11 protein-coding genes are annotated in these 22,654 nt (G+C 59.9%); 3 read left to right on the top strand and 8 right to left on the bottom strand.

Going from position 1 to position 22,654, the window contains the following annotated elements; genetic code table 11:
* Positions 1-16: 16 nt before the first annotated feature.
* The 3 genes from nifJ (at position 17) to RBT76_04620 (ending at position 5,762) form a co-directional block, all read left to right on the top strand.
* Positions 17-3,640, top strand: a complete 3,624-nt coding sequence (nifJ, locus tag RBT76_04610; protein MDX9857046.1) for a pyruvate:ferredoxin (flavodoxin) oxidoreductase — start codon at positions 17-19, stop codon at positions 3,638-3,640.
* A 147-nt stretch (positions 3,641-3,787) separates the two neighbouring features.
* Positions 3,788-4,639, top strand: a complete 852-nt coding sequence (locus RBT76_04615) for a hypothetical protein (protein MDX9857047.1) — start codon at positions 3,788-3,790, stop codon at positions 4,637-4,639.
* Positions 4,640-4,733: 94 nt separating this feature from the next.
* Positions 4,734-5,762 carry a hypothetical protein gene (locus RBT76_04620; protein MDX9857048.1) on the top strand — a complete coding sequence of 343 codons (1,029 nt, stop codon included), beginning with the start codon at positions 4,734-4,736 and terminating at the stop codon, positions 5,760-5,762.
* A 93-nt stretch (positions 5,763-5,855) separates the two neighbouring features.
* Here the strand turns inward: RBT76_04620 and RBT76_04625 are convergent, their stop codons facing one another.
* The 8 genes from RBT76_04625 to RBT76_04660 all read right to left on the bottom strand — a co-directional run bounded on the left by RBT76_04625 (position 5,856) and on the right by RBT76_04660 (position 22,635).
* Positions 5,856-7,352, bottom strand: coding sequence for a leucyl aminopeptidase (locus tag RBT76_04625; protein ID MDX9857049.1), 1,497 nt, complete (start codon positions 7,350-7,352; stop codon positions 5,856-5,858).
* 108 nt (positions 7,353-7,460) lie between these two features.
* Positions 7,461-8,663, bottom strand: a complete 1,203-nt coding sequence (gene aroC / locus RBT76_04630) for a chorismate synthase (GenBank protein ID MDX9857050.1) — start codon at positions 8,661-8,663, stop codon at positions 7,461-7,463.
* Between the two features lie 44 nt (positions 8,664-8,707).
* On the bottom strand, positions 8,708-10,039 hold the full coding sequence (locus tag RBT76_04635; protein ID MDX9857051.1) for an HDOD domain-containing protein: 1,332 nt from the start codon (positions 10,037-10,039) through the stop codon (positions 8,708-8,710).
* Positions 10,040-10,125: 86 nt separating this feature from the next.
* Positions 10,126-13,068, bottom strand: a complete 2,943-nt coding sequence (locus RBT76_04640) for a response regulator (GenBank protein MDX9857052.1) — start codon at positions 13,066-13,068, stop codon at positions 10,126-10,128.
* Entirely contained in the window at positions 13,068-14,387 is a 1,320-nt protein-coding gene (miaB, locus tag RBT76_04645; GenBank protein MDX9857053.1) for a tRNA (N6-isopentenyl adenosine(37)-C2)-methylthiotransferase MiaB, read from the bottom strand. The genes RBT76_04640 and miaB overlap by 1 nt, the downstream gene beginning before the upstream one ends.
* A 193-nt stretch (positions 14,388-14,580) precedes the next feature.
* The gene (locus RBT76_04650; protein ID MDX9857054.1) at positions 14,581-16,932 is read right to left on the bottom strand and encodes a hypothetical protein; all 2,352 of its coding nucleotides are present in this window, start codon (positions 16,930-16,932) and stop codon (positions 14,581-14,583) included.
* Between the two features lie 309 nt (positions 16,933-17,241).
* Complete coding sequence (gene lon / locus RBT76_04655) at positions 17,242-19,725, bottom strand: endopeptidase La (protein MDX9857055.1); 2,484 nt, start codon at positions 19,723-19,725, stop codon at positions 17,242-17,244.
* A gap of 204 nt (positions 19,726-19,929) precedes the next feature.
* The gene (locus RBT76_04660) at positions 19,930-22,635 is read right to left on the bottom strand and encodes a DEAD/DEAH box helicase (protein MDX9857056.1); all 2,706 of its coding nucleotides are present in this window, start codon (positions 22,633-22,635) and stop codon (positions 19,930-19,932) included.
* Positions 22,636-22,654: the final 19 nt, after the last annotated feature.

The following is a 22,654-nucleotide window of genomic DNA, read 5'->3' on the forward strand; positions in this document are numbered from 1 at the left end:
CGTTGGGAGGTGGAGTATGCCGCAAGAAGCCCTGCACCCCGCGGCCACCACTACGGATCGAAAGAATTCCCGTCGTATGGTCACAATAGACGGGAATACCGCCGCGGCACATGTGGCGCACGCGACAAATGAAGTCATAGCGATATATCCCATTACGCCCTCGTCGAACATGGGTGAGATTGCCGACGCCAAGTCGGCTGCGGGCAAGCGTAATATCTGGGGCACGATACCCAAAGTGGTCGAAATGCAGTCAGAGGGTGGCGCCGCCGGCGCCGTCCATGGCGCGTTGACCACCGGTGCGCTCACGACGACGTTCACGGCGTCTCAGGGACTTTTGCTCATGATCCCGAACATGTTCAAGATTGCCGGCGAAGTGACGCCGACCGTCTTCCATGTCTCGGCCCGCGCTGTCGCCACGCACGCCCTGTCCATTTTCGGCGATCATTCGGACGTCATGGCGACCCGGTCTACCGGGTTCGGTCTGATCGCATCCGGTTCCGTTCAGGAGGTCATGGACATGGCCCTGATCGCCCAGGCCGCCGCTCTCGAGAGCCGGGTGCCGTTCGTGCACTTCTTCGACGGTTTCCGGACGTCGCACGAGATCTCCAAAATCGAAGAAATAACGTTCGACGATATGCGGGCGTTGCTGCCGCACGAGCTGATCGCGCGTCACCGGCAGCGGGCGCTCTCCCCGGATCGACCGACCATAAAAGGCACGTCGCAGAACCCGGACGTCTTCTTCCAGGGTCGTGAGACCGTTAACAAGTATTACCTCGCGGCGCCGAAAATCGTCCAGGCGGCCATGGACAAGTTCTACAAGCAGGTCGGTCGCCGGTACCATCTGTTCGACTACTACGGCCATCCGCAGGCTGAACGCGTGGTGATCGTGCTGGGCACGGGCGCCGAGGTGGTCCACGAGACTGTCGATCACCTGGTCGCTCAGGGCGAAAAGGTCGGTCTGATCAAAGTCCGGCTGTTCCGCCCGTTTGACGTTAATGCGCTCGTCAAAGCGCTGCCGTCAACCGTAAAGAAGATTGCGGTCATGGATCGCACCAAAGAAGCCGGCGCGGTCGGTGAGCCGATGTATACCGACGTTCAGTCGGCCATCAACGAGGCGCTCGAGAACGGCACCGCTCCGTTCACCAAGCACCCGGTGATTGTCGGCGGCCGGTATGGCCTCGGCTCCGCCGAGTTCAATCCGCCGATGGTCCTTGCGATTTACAAAAACCTGAACGCGGATCGCCCCAAAAACCATTTTACGGTGGGCATCACCGACGACGTCACGAATACGTCGCTGTCGGTCGACTACTCGTTCGATCTCGAAGGCAAGAATTTCCGCGGGCTGTTTTTCGGACTCGGATCCGACGGCACCGTGGGCGCCAACAAGAACTCGATCAAAATCCTCGGCGAAAACACGGACTTTTTCGCCCAGGGCTATTTCGTCTACGACTCGAAAAAGGCGGGCGCCGTCACGGTATCGCATGTTCGGTTCGGCAAGAACCCGATACAGAAGCCCTACCTGATTCGCAACGCCAACTTCGTCGCCTGCCACAACGCCTCGTTCCTCGAGCGCTACGACATGGTCGGCAAGCTCGTGAAAGGCGGCACCTTCCTGCTCAATACGATGGAGCCGCCGGACAAGGTCTGGGACAGCCTGCCGAAGGAAGTCCAACAGCAGATCCTCGACAGGGAAGCGAAGTTCTACGTGATCGATGCGATTTCACTGGGCAAGGAGCTCGGCCTCGGCGCCCGCATCAACATGATCATGCAGACCGCCTTCTTCCTCATCTCGGATATTCTGCCCAAAGAGGACGCGATCAAGGCGATCAAGGACGCCATCGTCAAGACGTATGGCGCCAAGGGCGACAAGGTCGTCAACATGAACTTCGCGGCGGTCGACGGCGCGCAGGCGGCGCTGCACCGTGTCGACTACCCGAGGAAAATCACCAGCAAGACCACGATGCCGTCGATAGTGCCGGAGTTTGCTCCGGACTTCGTCAAGTCGGTCACGGCGGAAATCATCGCCGGCCGGGGTGAAGGCCTGCCGGTTTCGAGCTTCCCGGATGACGGCACGTATCCCACGGCGACGACCAAGTGGGAAAAGCGCAATATTGCGGTCGAAATCCCGGTCTGGGAGACGGACATCTGCATCCAGTGCAACATCTGTTCTCTGGTGTGCCCGCATGCCGCTATCAGACCGAAGATTTTCACCGAAGAGTGGATATCCAAACTGCCGCCGTCGTTCAAGTACGTCAAGGCGATGACCAAGCAGTACGAAGGCATGTACTACGCGCTGCAGGTCGCCCCTGAGGATTGCACCGGCTGCGAGGTGTGCGTCAACGCCTGCCCGGCGGTCAAGAAGGACGCCGACGGCAACAAGACCGACTTCAAGGCCATCAACATGGCGCTGCAGGCTCCGATTCGCGAACAGGAACGCGAAAACTTCCGTTTCTTCGTCGAAGATCTGCCGGAAACCGATCCGTCGATCTACAAGCCGACGACGCCGAAGGGCTCGCAGTTCGTCCGTCCGCTGTTCGAATTCTCCGGCGCATGCGCGGGCTGCGGCGAGACGCCGTATATCAAGCTCATGACGCAGTTGTTCGGGGATCGCGCCCTGTGCGCCAACGCCACCGGCTGCAGTTCGATCTACGGCGGCAACCTCCCCACGACTCCGTATTGCCAGCGTTCCGACGGCCGCGGGCCGGCCTGGTCCAACTCTTTGTTCGAGGATAACGCCGAGTTCGGGTTCGGCATGCGCCTCACCGCCGACAAGCTCATGGAGTACGCGCGGGAACTGGTCAAAGAACTGGTCCCGGAGATGTACGATGACCTCGTGAATGCCGACCAGACCGACCAGGCCGGAATCGAGAAGCAGCGCGAGCGCGTCTACGTCCTGAAGCAGAAGCTCGACACCATGAACGGCGGCGAGAAAGTGGCGGCCCTCAAGAGCATCGCCGATTTCCTCGTTCGCAAATCGGTATGGGTGATCGGCGGCGACGGCTGGGCGTACGATATCGGGTTCGGCGGTCTCGACCACGTCCTGGCGTCCGGCATGGACGTCAACATCCTGGTACTGGACACCGAGGTCTATTCCAACACCGGCGGGCAGATGTCCAAGGCAACGCCGCGCGGATCCACCGCGCAGTTTGCCGCGGCCGGAAAGCCGCTCGGCAAGAAGGATCTCGGTCTGATGATGATGTCGTACGGCAACGTCTACGTCGCCCAGATCGCGATCGGCTCCAGTCATAACCAGGCGGTCAAGGCCATGGTCGAAGCGGAGGCCCACCCCGGTCCCTCGCTGTTGATCTGCTACGGCCACTGTATCGCCCACGGAATTGACATGGCCCACGGCATGGACCACGAGGACCTCGCGGTCAAGAGCGGCCACTGGTTGTTGTATCGTTACAACCCGGCCCTGATCGAACAGGGCAAAAACCCGCTTGTTCTTGACAGCAAGGAGCCCTCGATTCCGCTGGCCGAATACGTATACTCCGAGAACCGCTTCCGGACCCTCAAAGCAAAAGACCCGGAACGGGCCAAAATGCTTCTGGAGCTCGGGCAGCAGGACGTCAAGCGGCGGTGGAATCTCTATCGCCAATTGGCCACGATGGACTACTCGACACTCAGTTCGAAAGAGTAACGCTCGGCTTCTGTCGACCCTTACACGGGGCGGGTTTCCCGCCCCGTTTTTTTTGCTCCGGCTGCCCGTAAAATCCCGTCAAGCATCCCCCCTTTCGTTCCGATAATCCTATAGAACAAGGGCAAGAAACATCTCCCAGGAGGACATATGCGCTTCTGTAAGTCTGTCTTGATCGCCGTGCTGACGTTCGCGCTGGCAGCGCCGGTCGTTCTGTCACAGGAGACCGAACAGGATATCATCAACCGGTATCTCCAGAAGACCGAAAAGGCCCAAATCACGAAACTCGGCTGGGCATCGATCCATTTCAGCGGCAACCGGATCAACCGCCACAACGACTACAACGATTTCGCCATCAACGTGTCGGCCTCGATTGACGGCGGCGAGATCGCCTGGCTGGATCAGGCCTTTGCGTTCGGCGCCGATTTCGGCGTCGTCTTCAAGAAGAAATTCGCCTGGTACCTCGGCGGCGAGTACTGGCTCAAACAGGGCACTAATCTCTCCGGCGACTTCACCTATACCCCGCCGGGAGGCGTCGCCACCCCGGTTAATACGCTCGTCAGCGAAGTAAAGGTCTACGGCGTTTATACCGGATTCCAGTACTTCCTTTTGAACCCGCCGTCGAAAGAGAACCTGCTGACCGGTGTCGCGGTCCGCGCCAACGTCTCCGGCGGCCTGTATGGAGTCTCATGGGATCTGTTCCCGGAGTACCAGAACCTGAATCTCTCGACCTCGACGTCGGTACAGGGCAACGAGTCCTATACGGGGACCGCCCCGGGTTTCTCGCTCGGCATGGGTATCGACTATCCGGTCAACTTCTGGAACATGGCGCTCGGAGCCGACCTGAGCTACCTCTACCTGAACTTCAACAACGTTTCATGGTATAATGCTCAGGATGAGGAGATCATCGCGACCTACGACAATACCGAGGACGGTCGGGTTGATCTTGCTCTTTCGGGATTCCGCGGCAAGGTCGAGTTGAAGCGGTACTTCAACTGGTAACGTCGGGCGGCACGTCCGCCGGCCGGTCTTGACCGGACGAGATCAATCAGATATCTTGGCGTATCCACATTACGCCAAGCAACGGAGAGGTACATTGCGCATCACGAGAAGCACTCGGCTCCGGGGATTTTTTGCCCTTGTTCTGTTTCTGCTGATTGCATCGACTCAAACCGCGCCGGCGCAGCAGAGACTGAGTGCCGAGCAGGTCGGACCGATCGGCGACCCGACGGGCAGAATCGCGTTTGTCCGCAGCGGCAGCATCTGGGTAATGAAAGTCGACGGCTCCGCCCAGCAGAAAGTGACCGACGTTTCCAACGCCGACGGTCGGCTGAGTTTCTCGCCGGACAACCGGCGAATCGTTTTCACGCGAAGCGGTGAAGTCGACCTGAGGGGCCCCGACATGCTCGGCGGCAAACACAAGGTCTACGATCTGTTCATGGCCTACCTCGACTCACTGGACGCGGGCAATTCCATGTGGTGGATGCGGATTACCGACGACCTCGGCAGCCGCGACCCCGAGTGGCTCCCCGACGGACGGATCATCTTTACGAAGGACATGAACGCCAACCTTGTCAATGCCGCCATGCCGAACTACCAGATCGTTGTCTCGAACGACGAGGGAGGCAGTCAGGAACTGCTTCGCAAAGACTGGCAGAACATGTCTGAGTTCCTGATGAACCCTACGGTGAATCCGAAGACGGGCGATATCGCGTTCGTGCACTTCTTCGAGTTGAAACCGCAGGGGATCGCGGTGCTCAACGAGGAGCGGTTCATGGCGCCGCTCGACAGCATCCGGAAGGTATCGACCGCGAACAACAAGCGAGTTGCCCCGTCGTTTTCTCCCGACGGTAAGTGGCTGGCGTATGTCTATAACGACATGAACAAGGCCGGCATCTATATCACCACGCCCGACCTGAAGGAGCACTATCTCGTCTGGTCGCCGCCGGTGAATGTCTATCCCCGGTCGCTGGCGCCGAGCTTCTCGCCTGATTCCAAATGGCTGACCTTTGCCACCACCGATGGTTCCATCTGGATTTGCGACATTACCGGAAATCAGGCCAGGCGCATCACCGTACCCGGCTCCGACAGCGCCCCGGCATGGTCGAAGGCTCCGAAAAAGTAGGACAACGAGATCATCACATCAAAGGGCCGACCGCGTGCAGCGATCGGCCCTTTCTCATTTCGGAAGGTCATCCGCCGCTCGCACGGCGATGGCTCACAGCTTCTTCCAATTGGCGACCAGTTCCACCAGCAGACGCACCCCGAAGCCCGATGCGCCTTTGGGAGTGTAGGGTGTCCCTTTGGGTTCGAGGTCCATGTACGCGATATCGATATGCGCCCAGGGCCAGTCACCGATAAAGTTTTCGAGAAACGCCGAAGCAGTCAAAGTCCCCGCCGGTCGTCCGCCCGAATTGACCAGATCTGCAATCTCGGATTTCATCGCCTCGCGGTAGTCGTCCCACAACGGCAGTTCCCAGACTCGTTCGGCGGTTGCGTCGGAGGCTCCCCGGATCATCTCCATCAACCGGGACGTATTACAGACGACCGGGGCGCCCGCATATCCGAGAATGAACAAAGAGGCGCCGGTGAGTGTGGCGATATCAATCACGGCCTGCGGTTTGAAGAGATTCGCATAGTCGAGGGCATCCGCCAGAATGAGGCGCCCTTCGGCGTCGGTGTTGATGATCTCGACTGTTTTGCCTTTTCGCATGGTGATGATGTCGCCCGGCTTTGTGGCGGTCCCCGACGGCATGTTCTCGGTCATGGGAATCAAGCCGACCAGGTTGCGGGAAATACCCAGCCGGGCAGCCGTGGCAATCGTAGCCAGCACCACGGCTGAGCCGGTCATGTCCTGCTTCATTTCGTGCATGTCCGCCGCCGGCTTGAGCGAGATCCCTCCGGTATCAAACGTAACTCCCTTGCCGACCAGCACGATCGGTTTCTGACGGTCGGTACGTCCTTTGTATTCGAGGATGAGGAACCGGGGAGGTTCCGCCGACCCCTTCGCGACCGCCAGCAATCCGCCCATCTTCTCGCGGGCAATGGCTTTCTCGTCCAGAACCCGGCATCCAAATCCGTACTCTTTGGCCACGCGTTGGACCTCGGCCGTGTACTTTTTCGGCGTCAGATCATTCGATGGCGTAGCCGAGAGCCGTCTCGCGAGGATCTGTCCTTCGGCGATCACCTGACCTCGATCGGCAGCCGCCTGCAGTTTTCTCACCGCCGGACCCTGGTCGACCAGCACGGTCAACGACGCGAGTTTGGATTCGCTGTTGTTCGTATTCCCGGTTTTGTAGTCGAGCATCTTGAACGCACCCAGCAGATACCCTTCGATCAACGCGCCCGTCATGGCGGGTTCCGCATAGTGCTTCTCGAGATACGCGGCGGCCGTGCTCACCGACCGCATACCCTTCATCCGCGATACCGTGCCCATCGCGCGGCGGAAACTGTCCGCGGTGATGTCTTTCGCGGCGCCAAGTCCGGCCAGAATCACGCGGCCGCAGGCGAATCCCGACGGTCGGTACAGGGTAATGGTCTCCCCTGCCTTCCCCGTAAATTCCTCATTCTTCACCAGCGCACTGATCGAATCGCCGGTACCGGCATCGATCGCCTGCAGCAATTTGTGGGAGACCTTATCAAATGCCGGAGTGAACACGACTAACGTATCGACTGCCGCGTCTTTGGGTATTCCAGCCGTCACTTGTATTTTCACAGCCGCTCCTTTACTGAAACTGAAGTACTTCTCTCAGGGTAACGTACGGGATGGCGCCGGGAGGGGCAACAGTTTTACGAGTGAACCGGCGGGAGGAGAGAATGCCGTCTAGTACGGCGCATCGAGGAAAGCGCGGTAGTTGCGCTCGATTTCCTCGAGATTGTCAGACCCAAACTTGGACAGGAAAACGTCGGCAAGTTCCAGCGCGACCACCGCTTCTCCGATGACGGCGACGGCCGGCACGACGCAGTGGTCGGTCCGTTCCACCATCGCCTCGGCGGCCTCCTTGGTCACGACGTCGACTGTTCGCAGCGGCTTGTTGAGAGTCGAGATTGGTTTTACGGCAACGCGCAGGATTACCGGCTCGCCGGTAGTTACACCGCCTTCGATTCCACCGGAGCGATTGGTGACGCGCACGAATCTTTTTGTGCGAGGGTCAGCCTTGTGATCGTAGAACAACTCGTCATGCACTTCCGAACCGGGCAGCGCGGCGGCATCGAACCCCAGACCGATTTCCGCCCCCTTGGCCGACGGAATAGAAACCAGCGCCCCCAGCAGCCGTGAATCGAGCCGATCTCGCCCCTGTGAGAATCCGCCGAGTCCGACCGGAAGACCGGAGACTATAATCTCCGCCACGCCTCCGAGGGAATCACGATTCTTCTTTGCCGCCCGGATAGCTTCAATCATCTGCTGCTCGATCGCCGGGACGAGACACCGGACTTCGGATTGCTCGGCGAGCTCAACGACCTTCGCGAGATCGTCGAGTGAATACGCATCGCGATCGAGTTTGACCGAACCGATCCGGACCACGTGCGAGGCAAAGACGACGCCGAAGTGCTCCAGCAACTGGCGACACAGCGAACCCACGGCCACACGCGCGGCTGTTTCTCGCGCGGACGCCCTCTCCAGCACGTTACGCAGGTCATGGTGATTGTATTTGACGCCACCGGCCAAATCGGCGTGTCCGGGGCGCGGGCGTGTCGTTTCACGGGCCAGCTTCTCGTCGCGAAGATGCAGTGTCTCGGGCAACGGCTCGAACGGGTCCATGATCGCGGACCAGTTCTCCCAGTCGCGATTGCGGATAACGATTGTGACGGGGCTGCCCAGGGTCAGCCCGTGCCGCAGACCGGAGACGATATCAACTTCGTCCGACTCGATTTTCACCCGGCCGCCGCGCCCGTAGCCTTTCTGGCGGCGCGCCATCTGAAACGCGAGCCGGTCGCGATCGATACGCAGTCCGGCCGGAAGGCCGTCGATGATCGCCGTCAGCTGGGGACCGTGGGACTCGCCCGACGTCAAATACGTAATCATGATGCGATGGTACGGAATTGGTGGCGTGGACGCAAGCCGGACTGTTAACCCATGTGGACGTCGGCGGCCTCTTCCGGCAGAACCAGCCCCGACTCATCGTCGATGGTTGCCATTCGCGCGGCAATCCGCTCGTCGAGGTTCAGCGCCTGCGACATGTCGTAGAACTTGACCTCGTCAATCGGCGAAATCTCCTTGATCTCGAGCAGAACCGCCTTGATCTTGCGCACCGACTTCTCGATCACGTCGAGTGTCGCCGGCATTCTATCGATCAGCTTGTCGTTGGCTCCCGTTTCGAGCCACTTGCGCATGATCTGGGCACGCCCATAGACAGCCATCGTGGCGTTGTTCAGGTAGTGCGACATGGTCGCGATCGCGATGTTCTCGGAGAGGATGGCGCCTTTGGCGCGCTCTTCGTTCAGCAGTTTCGCCGAGAGTTCCTGCCGTTCCTTGAACAGATTCTCCACCATGAGATACATGCGCCAGATCTCTTTGTTGGCCCGCGTGATGGTTTCCTCGATCGACCCGATGTCGATATCGAGATACTGGGCGATTCGAACGGTTTCGGCGATCAACGATGATGAGATCGTATCGATCGATTCCTTGGGCAGATGCAACGCCTCGGAGAGCGCATTGACTCGCGCGATCCGTTGCTCCAGGTCCGCCTCGAACGTCGTGACCGTATCATCGGCCAGCAGCGCAGCCAGACGAATGCTGTTCTGCAAGACGCCGCTGCTCGCCGCGCCGGTGTACGCGTGATGGTCACGGACCGCTTCCGATATCTCGTTGGGAAGGCGCCAGCGGCGGCAAAGCTGCCAGCCGACCTCGGCATGATCGATCCCGAACACTTCTCTCTCCGCGTCGAGCAGCGTGACCGCCTTGACGTCGCGGGCGATAATACGCCGGTAGTCCTTCGGATAGTGGTGCAGGAAAAACAGGACGCCCACGTGGTGCAAGAGCCCCGAGACAAAGGCCACGTCGGGCGATCGGTAGGCAACGCCCTTGGCAATCTTCTCGGCCGCCGCCGCAACCGTCAGTATCGAGGAGAACAGAGATCTGACGTTTACCCCCGAGGTCTTCTCGAGATGACCGGGATTGAGCACGGACGACGACAGGGCCAGGCACTTGACGGTGGTTGAGCCGAGTACCTGAATAGCCTGACTGACGTTTTTGATGTCTTTGAGCCGGTGGTAAAACGGCGAGTTCGCCAACCGCAGAATTCGCGCCGTCAGCGATGCGTCCTTAAGAATGATTCGAGAAAGTGCCTCGTTCGAGAATTCCGGTTTGTCCATCTCTCCCAGGATCTCAGAAATAGCCTGCGGCATGGATAACAGATCCTGGCTTCTCTGGATCTGGTTAAGAATCGTCAGTTTGTCCATATGCACCCCGTCCTTGTCGCTTATCGCCTATATCGGCGACCGGGCGGAAATGCCTTACGGGCGAGGCAGGGCAAATTCGTTGAAAATCAACGTTTTTGGGTGGCAACTGCTTGCAGTATTTCGGTCAGCTGCTCGATACGAAACGGCTTGGAGAGGACATGAGATATCCCGGCTGCAGTCAGTTCCTGTCGATCCACAGAGGCTTGCCAGCCGGTTACCAGGACAATCGGCAGGCCGGGATGGAGCCGGTGTATTTCACGGGCTACGTCCAGTCCGGACAGCCCCGGCATGGCGAGATCGGTCAAAACGACATCAAACCGCCGGGATCGGGCCAGCCGCAGGCCTTCCTCGCCGGATCCTGCGGTGACCGCCTCGTAACCCAGCGAATGACACATGGCCGAGACAAGATCAAGAATAATGGCTTCGTCGTCTATCGCCAGAACCGCGAGGGTGCCCTTGCCGGGCAGTCGCGACGGTGTCTGGGCGTTTTTTCCGCTTCCGTGCACCGGAAACTTGAACGACAGAAACGTAGGCGTATCGCTGTGTCGGTCATGGGCGTAGTAGCACGGCTCGTCCTTCACGCGATCCAGAAACACATCCCCCGGCCGTTCCCGCAGAGCCTCCGAGGCCGGACGGTAATCGCCGAATCCGGCAACCTGACGGACGGGCGGGAAATTCCGGGGATGGCGCGATAGATCGAGGTATACGAACTCGCCTGCCTGGTAGGCCGCGACCGTGATGATCTCCTCGTCTTTTGTCAGCGCCGCAAATCGGTTGATAGCGCCCTCGAAGAGACCCCGAATCTCACCCTCGGCTACCACCGATGATGCAGCAACATCGAGACGGACATCAATCTCCCGTGGCCTGCCGCCCGCCATAAATACATTTCCGGAGATACGGGCCTCATCGAGCACGCGGGTAATCTGGCCGGCCAACCCGGCCTGCTCTGCATGCGCGCTCTCGTGCTGCCGGGTGGATTCGACCACCGAACCCAGCGATCGCCGCACCAGCGCGGCAAGTTGCTCGACCTCGCCGATTACACTTTTCATATGCCGTCGCGCTTCGCCGGGAATGTCGTCCCGCGCGGCCGCGAGCTCCGCCGAGCCGAGTATCGCGGAGAGGGCGTTGTTGATGCGATTGACCAGATCTCCGGGCGCCCCACGGCCGATTCGCTCAGCCTCGCTTTCGAGCGAACGCTGCCGCACCGCCGATACGCTCAGACGGAGCGAATACAGCCCGGCCGCCAGGGTGAGCAATCGCTGCAGTTCGCTGACCTGGTCGGACGGTACTCCGTGGAAGTAGAAGACGACAGCTCCAAGCGCTTCTCCAAAGCGGCGGATCGGGCACACGGCCAGCAGATCGGGCAGGCCCCGCTCGCCGGCAATCCCGGCCAGCGCCGCCTGCGCCTCGGAGCGATACGCGGAAAACTCGGCGCCGACTCTCTTTTTGCCCACGACGTACGACGGACGGCCCTCGGCCACCGATTGGCCGATCGTGCCCTCGCCGGGTGCTATCTCGAGTTTGAATCGGCTGAGCTCGCAACCGATTGCCTGCTCGGCCCGCATGCTCCCCCGAGTGTCTCTTCGGAATGTCAGGGCGAGTGTCTTTTGCGGGCTTATATCGGTTACCTGTCGAGCGAACCACATCAATGCTTCGGATGGCCCGTACTCCAGCTCTTCGGTCGTCAGCAGGTGCAGCACCTTGTCGAATCCGATACGACGGGTCAGATCGAGTCGCCGCCCGTCGGCTCGTGCCAGAACAGTGCGGGCCATGCGTGCAAACAACTCCAGTCTCTTGAGCGCGGCGTCATCGACAACAAACGGAGGGGCGTCCTTGCGTAACATGAGCGCGTCGGGAGAATCTCCATCAGGCAGCGGAAAAACGAGTGTCGACGACACGATCACCGCCTGCCCTGTATCATCGCTCGCCTCCTGATTCAGAATCAGCGGCTTTCGCCTGTCCAGGGCTCCGACCAGCGCGGTTCGGAAGTTTTCGGACAGATCGAGCATAGCTTCACTACCGCCATGAATCACGAGGCCGCCGTTGCGGATGCCGCACAGGTGCACGGCCACACTTGCGCCGAACCCGACCAACCCCCGGCAATAGACGGCGATGGCGTCATCACTGTCGAACGCGGCGACAGTCGCCGCCACTCGACCTGCAAAGTCGGTCGCGGTGTTCCCTTCTTCTTCAAGCTGCCTGCGAATCGTGGATACCTCCCGGCCCAACCGCGCCGACTTGGCGCGTTCAGCCAGCCATCCGGCGACCGGGGCGAGTACCTTGATATCTTCTCTCGTGAAAGACCGGCTCTCTTCGGACAGAAGCAATATCCCCCCCATCGTTTCCATTCCCGATACCAGCGGGAGCGCCAGCGACGAATTGAAGCGGGACGGGACATCCTTGCCGCCGCGGTCGGTGAAGGAAAACGATCCACCGATAACGGGCTGGCCGTCCTGCAGCGATTCGGCGACGGAATTCCGGCGAAGCGGGAGATGCTCCATGAGCGCCGTCTCCTGCTTGTCGAGACGCGCCGAATCTATCAGGACAAACTGACGGCGGTCACGATGCACCAGAAAAACAACGCCGGCGCATTCCGGCCAGTGAAGCAGTATCTCACGAAGCCCCATCGACAGCAGATCGACCACCTGGTACGGCTGCCGGGCATCCTGTTGGAGTTGTTCGAGCACACTCAGCTTGCCCTGGCGGGTCGCCACACTTTCGTGCTCAGACTGCCATGAATCATGATACAACGCGAGCGCCGCGGCAATCAGCAGCACGCCCAGCGCCAGGGCGAGTAGCTGACTGATGTCGATATAACCATACGCCTGCGGCACGAACCAGGAGAGATACTCCGAATTGAGCTTCACCATCTGCCAGCCCGCGGCGATCACCACGAGCAACCCGCCGATAACGAACAGATATCGCCCGTCGGGATGCTCCGGAGCAAAGAAACGCAGTCGTATCATGACGAACACGACTGCGACAAGAGCGATAGCCGGCGCAAGCAGCGCGGACAACGTCTCAGACATTAATGCACCTCGGCGATCTCACCGTGAAGCGTGAAGGCGTCCGCCGCCGTAATGCGGATCGGGACCACCGAACCCGGCGCGGTCTGCCCGGCACGAAACAGCACCGTCTTGTTGCCGTCTGTCCGTGCCCGAAAATGCTCGCTGCTGCGACGGGAGTGTCCTTCGACCAGACTCATCCGTACCTGACCCACCTCGCGTTGATTCCGCTCGTACGAGATCTCCTGCTGTATTTGTATGAGCGTGTTCAGCCGTCGGATTTTGTCTTCCTCCGGAACATCGTCGGCGTACCGCGCGGCGGTCGTGCCGGGTCTGATTGAATAGCGAAACATAAACGCCGAATCGTAACCAACGTGCCGAACGGCCGCCAGCGTCTGCTCGAACTCCTGCTCCGTTTCCGACGGGAACCCGACGATGAGATCAGTCGTAATGGACACGTACGGCAACGTGGCCCGGATATAGTCGATAATCTTCAAGTAGTGCTCGATCGTGTATATGCGGCCCATCCGATTCAGGATACGGTTGCTCCCGGACTGCAGCGGAAGGTGAATGTGCGGCATGATCCCGGGCTCCTCGGCCATGACCCCGACAAGCTTCTTCGAGAGGTCCTTGGGATGCGACGTCATATAGCGCAGGCGGGGAATGCCGGACTCACGCGCCACCCGCCGGAGAAGATCCGGGAAGTCCGTGTCCTCATACCGGTAGCTGTTGACGTTCTGGCCGAGCAACGTCAGTTCCACGACGCCCTCGTCGGCCATCTTTCGGGCGGCGTCCACGATGTAGTCGGCGGAGTGTTCGCGCTCCCGGCCCCGGACAAACGGGACAATACAGTACGTGCAGTAGTTGTCGCACCCGCGTGAAATCGTGACGAAGCCCGACCAGGGGGTTTCCTTGATCGGCTCGATCGCGTCCATGTTCTCATGACCGAAGGCGGTCATGATGGCCGATGTCCCCTCTTTGCCTTCCAGCACATCGGGCAGTTCAAAAACCCGATCGGTACCAAGCACAAAATCCACGTGGGGAACGCGCTCTCGGAGATCGGGGCCGAGCCGCTGCGCCATGCACCCGACCACGGCGACTTTTAGATGCGGGCGACGCTTCTTGAACTTGTAAATCTCGCCCAGCCGTCCGTAGACGCGGTCCTCGGCCTTCTCCCGAACCGAACAGGTATTCAGAATGATCAGATCGGCCTCGGCCTCGTCAGCCACCCGGCGGTACCCGCGTGTGGTCAGCGCCGACGCCAACGTTGAGGAATCCGCCAGATTCATCTGACAGCCGTAAGTCGATATATGAAAAGTACGTACCTTGTTTTCTTTATGCATTACATGATCTCGGCGAGAGGTACAGCCTGACTCAACCAACGGCGATATGATACCGGATTCCGACCCAAATGCAACCAAAAACTGGACGCCTGACCCACCGCCGGACCGCGCCCTCTCGCTGACCGGCATGTGAAAACGCCGCCCCGACCAGCGGTCGGAGCGGCGTCGCAATGTTCGACTATGTCCCGATACGTCAGGACTGTGCCTTGAACGGGTTCCCGCACGGTTCCGGGCCGTTCAGGAACAGATACGAAGACAGGTAAATCAGATCCGACAAGTCGACGAGATTATCGCAGTTGACGTCGCCGACAATAAACTCCGGCATCGGTCCGGGACCGCTGAGGAACAGATAAGTCACCAGATAGACCAGATCCGACAGATCGAGTTCCCCGTCCCAGTTGACATCGCCGTTTCGGTCCCACACCCGAAGGATCAGGCGAACGAGCTGAGGCGAATTGGCCGCCTCGTCCGAGTAGACGTAGATGGTATCCAGATATTCGCCCCGGGGGAAACCGGTCGGATCGATCACGAGCGACACGTTGTCACCCGCACTGCCCGCCGTGTCGCTTGGAAATGCCCAGGGACAGTCTTCCTCAAGCGTCCAGTCCATACAGCCCGGCATCTGGTTGGTCACATCGAACCCGGTAATCGACACCGGTCCGGCGTCGATTTTGATCGGCTCGATAACCAGCGTGCGACTCACCCTGATAATCGGCGTATCAGTACCTTCGAGGTGATTGTACACGATAAATACGGTGTCCGGACTGTTGATAGCGTTCTGCGCGCCGACCAGAATCGTGTCGTAATACGTGCCGACCGGCAGCGTCAGGATATTCGGCGTAACTTTGAACACTCCGGGCGCCACCAGGGTGTCGCGATCAACGGTAAACAGATCCGACTCGTACACGAGGAACGCGCGAAGCGGGTTATCGCCGCCGCCGTTGATGACTGAAATGTTCTGAGCGTACGGATCGGTCGACAGCTCCGTGAAGCACTCGTAGATATTGAAGGTCAGCGTACCGGGGCTGGCCACGACCCGCGCCGGGATGTCTACGAAGTGGAACTGGAACACAATCGGGAACGGCGAATTGATCGCCTCCGGCGACGTCACCCAGATAGTGTCGTACAGGTTTTGACCGTTGGTTCCCTCGCCTACCACATCAAAGCTCGCCGTAATCGTAAACGGGGCGGTCCCGGCGCTGTCCGACAGGGTAATACGCGAGGACGTATTGCTGATCTCAAACGTCATCAAACCCGCACCGGCATTGACGATCGTGAAGTCTCTCGGCGGGGGTGTCGCCTCGGGGAGATCAACCACAATGTAGTTGAAGGCCGAGTCGGCCGCGAGAATCGGCAAATCGGAACCCACGGTCAGACGCACCGGAATGAGCTGGGGGCTGTTGGTCGCCGCCGGATCACTCACCACGATCGTATCGAAATAGTCATTAAACGTCAGCCCGGTGATATCCACCGAGACAAGCGCCACCGCGTCGCCGGTACCCGCCCCCGGTATCACCTGCAGCCACGGCTGGCTGTTGGTGGCTGTCCAGTCCAGCGTCGAACCACCGGTATTGGTGATCGTCAGGTTCTGGGTCGGTGGATTGTTCCCGCCCGCCACCGCGTTGAAGATGAACGAATTCGGGCTGACCAAAAGCACCGGCGGCGGCTGCTGCAAATCAAGCTGCACGTACACAAACTGAGGCGAGTTGCCTGCCGACGGCGACTCCACGGCAATCGAGTCAAAATACACTCCTGCGGGAAGCGCGGTCGTATTGATCGAGACGGTGATTGTCCGAGGCGTCGTCCCCGATGACGGCGACTTGATGATCCAGGCCGCATTCTCCACCAGCGTAAAAGCCAGCGGGGCGTTGTCCGAAGTCACATCAAACGTCTGGTTCGGCGGAAATGTCCCGCCCTCCTCGGCCGTGAAAAACAGCGTATCCTCGGACAGCAGCAAATTCGACGGTACGGCGGTGTCTCGGACCACTTCCGGACCCGTCCAGTACGGCTTGTAGTTGCTGGCATCGGGATTGCCGAACTGATACGTCACCGCCTGCGCGTACGTGTTGGTGTCGACTACAATCGAGTCGGACAGACTCCAACTCGAAAGAGTGAAATAATACGACGCCCATAACCGGCGCGTGTCCGCAGGGAGAATACCCGGGCTGTCAAACGAACGCGTACCGGCGAGGTTGAACTGATGGTCCGCATTGGTGGTAGCGAGACTGTTGTTTTTGTACACCGTCAACACGAGCGTAAAGGCGTTTCGCACCAGGTCCGACGCCTTCGCGCTGTCCATCAGCATATTGTCGTTCTCCCACCCGAATCCGACCGTGGCTCCCGCCACCGTGTTGCTGTCGTTAAACGCCCACAGATCAAACTGCGCTTTCAACTTGTTGGTCGTCGCATCGGGCGATACCGACACCACCATATCCAGCGTGTCGGCGGCGCCGAGATCCAACGGACTCTGCTGAAACTGCGCCTGCACCGATGCCCCCGCCAGCAGCATCACGCAGACGGCAATTGTGGATAACCTCATTCTCATCCTTGCCTCCATGCCGTATGACTGACCTTACCGATTGTTTCTTCGCGGGAAACGCATGCGACCGCTCCGTACCCACGGTCACACGGTGTATTCGTCTCTGTTTTATTGACGTGTTTCGTATCGAACACTCACCGAGCGATGGTCACGAGTTAGAATCGTCGTTACTAATCGGACAATGTGGTGTAAGTCGCTGGAACCGCTGGAACAGTACCCACGCGTATAATATCGCGTGTGTCGGGATGTGTCAAGCTGTTAATGGCTGGAGCGAAAGGCGGTCGAAGGCAGTGGAGTGTGACGGTCGGAAACGGACTATTTTGATCGACGTTTGGACTTGGCTGCCGCCGCCGGCGTCCGGCGCGCCGACGTCTTCTTTTTGCGGCGTTTTGCCCGCTCTATTTCCTCGGCGAATATCTTCTCGAGCGTGAAACTCGATGGCGTAAAATCGAGAAGGCACAATTCGAACAACTCGTCGACTCGTTCGATATAATAGAAACGGGTCTTGCGGAGAATCTCGCGGGGTAAGTCCTTGATATCTTTCGCATTCTCCTTGGGCATGGCGACATGCAATATCCCCGCACGGTAGGCCGCCGAGACTTTCTCCTTGATCCCCCCCACCGGCAGAACCCGCCCGCGAAGGGTCACCTCGCCGGTCATGGCCATGTCGTTGCGGATCGGCCGCTCCGACATCACCGAAGCGATTACCAGTGAAACCGTGACGCCGGCCGAGGGCCCGTCCTTGGGTATGGCCCCCGACGGAAAGTGCACGTGGATGTCAAACTCGCTGAAATCGCTGAAATCGATCCCGAGCGTGTCAGCTTTCGACCGAACATAGGAATGCGCGGCGATAATTGACTCGCGCATTACCTCCCCGAGCGACCCGGTCGTAATGATCTGCCCCTCCCCCTTCATCTTCAGCGCCTCGATAAACATCAACTCACCGCCCGACCCCGTCCACGCCAGTCCGGTGGCGATCCCGATCTCCGGCATGTTCTCCGCCTTCTCGGGGATAAACTGCGGCGTACCCAGATATGATTCGAGATTTTTCTCGTTGATCATCCATGACGAACGCTTGGCGTCCGCCTTCTCCAGCGCCACCTTGCGGCAGATTTTCTCGATCTGCTGCGAGAACCCCAACAGTCCCGCCTCCTGCGTGTACGCCGTGATGATCCGCGACAACGTCTTGTCCGCGACTTTGACTTCGGACTTCAACAGGCCGTGGCGCTTGAGCACTTTGGGGATTATGTAGCGCTTGGCGATTACGATCTTCTCGCGCTCGATGTAGCCGGGCAGGTCGAGAATCTCCAAGCGCGGGACAAACTGCTCCGGGATCTCCTCGTACGAGCGAACCGAGCAGATGAAGAACACACGGCTGAGATCCATCGGCACGCCGATGTAATGATCGAGGAACCGCGCATTGCGCCGCGAGTCGATCACCTCGAGCAGCGCCATGTTCACCGTGGCGTCGTTCTCGAGATTGAAATAGTCGATATCTTCGATCAGCACCAGTGGATCGCACGTGCTTGCCTCGCGAAGCGTCCGGACGATGCGACCCGGATACGCGCCGAGGAAGGTCCGGGGGTGACCCCGAAGCTCCGCCACGTCGTCGATCCCGCCGACCGAAATGCGGATGAACTCTTTGCCGAGCGCCTTTGCGATCGCTTTCGCAAGCGAAGCTTTCCCGGTCCCGGGCGCGCCCACGAGGCACAGGGTCGGTCCCTCGTCGTTGCCCCCGAGCAGTTTCCGCACCGACAGCCGCTGCATAATCTGCTCTTTGAGGCTGACCGGGCCGTAATAATCCGAGGTCAGCACGCGCTCGACATCGGTCATGTCGATCTTACTCGGGCGAGTGATGTTCCACGGCAGGTTGAGCAGCCAGTCGAGGTAGTTGCGGGTAACGCCGTACTCCGCCGACGCCGGCGACAACTGCCCCAGCCGGTCTATCTCGATCGTCGCACGCGAAATCACTTCCGGAGGAAGGTTCGGCGAATCCTTGACGACCTGGCGGAACCTCGCCGCCTCGCGCTCTTCGGCGAAATCCTCCCCGAGCTGCCGCTTGATCTCATGCAGCTGCTGCCGGAGGAAATAGCGCTGCTGCTCCTCCTTGATCCGCTGCTTGACATTTTCGTTGATATTGAGAAGGGTCGTGACCCGCGCCAGTTCCGTGTTCAAATGGTACAACAGCCGTTCGTACCGCAGATCGAGCGCCACCGATTCAAGAATTTCCTGTTTTGCGGCCAGCGAGAAGTGGAACGCCGAGGCCACCCGGTCAGCCAGCATCGAAGGTTCTTCGACGTTCATCCGGACGACATTCGACAACTCCGGCGAATAGGTCGGGTCAAGATGGGTGATCTTGCTGACAACCGCGATCACCTCTTCCACCCGCTGCCTGATCTCTTTCTCCAGAAACGCAGGCGGTTCGATCATCTGTACGACCGCCGTCAGGTACGGCGTGGTCCGCTCCACGTCCTTGAGAAACGCCCGCTGCCGCCCCTCCAGCGTGACGATCTTGCTCCCCCCCGGCCCGTCGCTGCAGTCCCGGATGAGGGCAAACACGCCGATCTCGTGCATCGGCATATCGGTCGCCGTCTCGACCTCGGAGCGCGCATAGGCAGCCGCGAACTCGCGTTTTGATTCGAGGAGATCTTTGACGAGAGTCAGATTGTCGGACCGCCCGATCTGGATGGTCAGAACGGTTCCGGGAAACAACACACCGGTCATCAGCGGAAGGACCGGGCAGCTGCTTTCCGGGCCGGTTTTAAGGCCCGATGTTCGGTTGTGGCTCGGTATCAGCATAGTGTCGTCGACGTATCTACTACTATATCGGCTGTTTGGACGTTCTGTCCATACATTAAAACAACCGATAGTGCCGTCCGCTTCCCGATATCCTGTCGACGACAGCCGCAGACTGCTGAAAAGGCGGTTTCGACCGCCGGATCAGTTGCCCGGTTGCCGTGATTGTCCGATTTCGATCCGGCGGCCTCCCCCGGGTGCGCTTCGTTAATGCGTCAAGCCGGCGGACGTACTATCGGAGCTGTCCGACGACACCTCGAACAGAGAGCGAACCTCCCAGTCCGGGTGCTGGCGCAGGGCGTTCCGATTGAATCGGATTTTCGACGGATCAACATCGAGACGATAGTACCCCAGTCGATTGTTCTCGACCACCGGCCAGTCGGATCCCAGCCCGGCGCTGACCTCGTTTTTCATCCGGTACAGATACCGCGCCTGATTGAAGCCCGCCTCGATGTCTTCCTTGTACATCCAGCCGGACTCCGCATTCTGCCGGGACCAGGCCAACTTCGCAAAATACTTGAATGACTTCCCGGTCAACCGCACCGGCCGACCGTTGATTCGAATGACAAAGCGTTCCCGATCCTGGCTGCCGTCAACCTCAATGACCTCAGGCTCACCCATAACCACCGGACTGGATTCAAACACGATCGGTTTCATATCAACCTCCTCTTTATATTTCTGCGCTTGTGACTTGATTACCTTAAGGTTACCCATATCCTTGATTGCCTCCCGAAGATCAGTCTCACCGAGGCCGGCGAGATCGCCGATTGTTTCGACCCCGAGATTTCTCAGGGCGGCGAGTTCCGCCCGGCTCAGCAGATGCCCCAGCCGCGAATGGAGACTCTCCATCGACGAAGGCAGACCGTACCGAAGACTAAACGCATGCGCGCGGAGTTTCTCGATTACGGCGGCGCTTCGATCACTCGCGGCCACCAGCGAGGCCAGCGCCATTACCAGATGAGCCGTGGTCTCGCCCAGATTCATAATCTGCCCGAGATGGATCTGGTAACGCTCTTCGAGCCGCCGCGCGGGCACGAGCCGGCTCCACTCATCAAGCACCAGCAACGCTTTCAGGGCCGCCGCCTGCTGGTACGAGAGAGGTTCATGCTGATGCCTCTCCGGAAGCAAACAGGCGGCTTCGGAAGCGGCATAGTCGAAACGCTGGTACAGCGCCTTCAGCGGCGCCTGACTCGCCAGTTCGGCCCGTGACAGCATCCCCGGCGGGCGGCGCCAGTCGCGACCGGACAACGCCAGAGCGGTCCACCCAAACACCGTGTCCGGATAACCCGCCTCAAGGCGCCGGAGATACCCCAGACCATCGGAGACGCTCAATCCCGTTCCGGCCAACGCCCTGCCCACGGCGGTCGGGATATACCGGCCGGGCGCGCCGTCGGGCCCGATCAGCCCTGCATCCGCCAGAGCAGTCACGGCTCCACCCCAGTTCGGCATGCACTCCGGATCGAGGTAGCCCCGAAGCGTGTGACGATAGACTGCGCCGAGTTCGCTTTCGGTGGTCGCAAGACGGGAGACGATCAGGTTGAGCGCCCAGTCGGTCGGCGCCATCCCGCCCAACTGCGAACACAGGCAGTCCGCCTGCGGCGGTACGATATAGTTCTCCCAGAGAATCTCCCGGTCGAACTCCGAATCGGCCAGCACGATCGCCCGGCCCACCTCCGCGGCCGCGTATCCGAGCCGCCCGGCCCGCCCGGTCATGTTGTCGAACTCCGCCCGTGAAATCGGCACCAGCGCCGGCCGACCGTCGTAGACGCCCGATGCGTACTTCACTGTCTCCAGGTATACCGTGTCCGCCGGAAGATTGACCCCCATGGCTAACGTAGTGGTTGAGAATACTACCCTAACCTTTTTCTGCAAAAAGGCATTCTCAACCACCTCCCGTTGCCGTGGGGTGAGATCGGCATTGTGAAACGCGACCCCGCGCCGAAGCGACTGAATCAGGGACCGGCTCAGAAACGAAGGTTCATCACGCTCGAGTTCCGCCACTGCCGAGGTGGCCGGCGGCCAGTTAACCGCCGCCGCAAGCCGGAATGCCAGCGTCATCGTGTCCTGCCGGGACTTCAGAAACACGAGGGTTGACCCGGGCTCCCGGCGCAACTGGTCCACAAACGACTCGATCTGGTCCTGTCCCGGCTCCCTTTCCAGAAAGGGCTCGGTTCCGTCAGCCCCCGAATTGAAACTGCGGTATCGGAACGAACCGTCGGCAGCCACACCGCGATACAAATCAACCGGCCGTGCATTCTCCTGAACGAGAGAAGCGCCCAGCCAGTCGGCCAGCTGCCGGGCGGCATGATCGCTGATCGATGCCGACAGCCCCAGGAGCCTCGGCCGATAGGCTCCGGCCCGGAGCTTGGTCAAAAGACGCTCCAGGACCGCGCCCCGGCCCGGCTCAGCCAACATCTGCAGTTCATCGACCACACACAGCCCTATCCCCGCCAGACGGTCCATCTCCACGGTCGCGAGCAGATCCAGCTTTTCGTAAATGGCTACGGCGATCTGGTAATCACCCTCGGCAAAGGGTTTGTCGTGCTCCGGATGATCGCCGGTAACCAGAAGTGAACGAATGCCCAACGGAGCGTAGCGACGATCCAGATGCCGCCCGATTTGCTCGGCGAGCGACTTGAGCGGAACCAGCCAGACCGCGCGGCGGCGCTCGGTCAAACACGTCACGACAGCCATTTCGGCACAGAAGGATTTCCCCGACGATGTCGGGGCGGTGATAATCAGATTGCCGGGAACGCCGTCAACCTGCCCGACCGAACTCCCCGTCCGTCCCGCCAGCAGCCCGGCCCGTACCGCCCTGCTCTGCACCGGCAGCAGTGACTCCCCCTGATCCGTCCGCCACAGGTCAATGACCCGGCGGGGTATCCCCTCTCTTTCGAGATCACGTATCTGCATGAAACCGTCCTCGTCACCT

The sequence above is a fragment of the Candidatus Zixiibacteriota bacterium genome (assembly GCA_034003725.1).
Taxonomy (GTDB): Bacteria; Zixibacteria; MSB-5A5; order GN15; family FEB-12; genus WJMS01.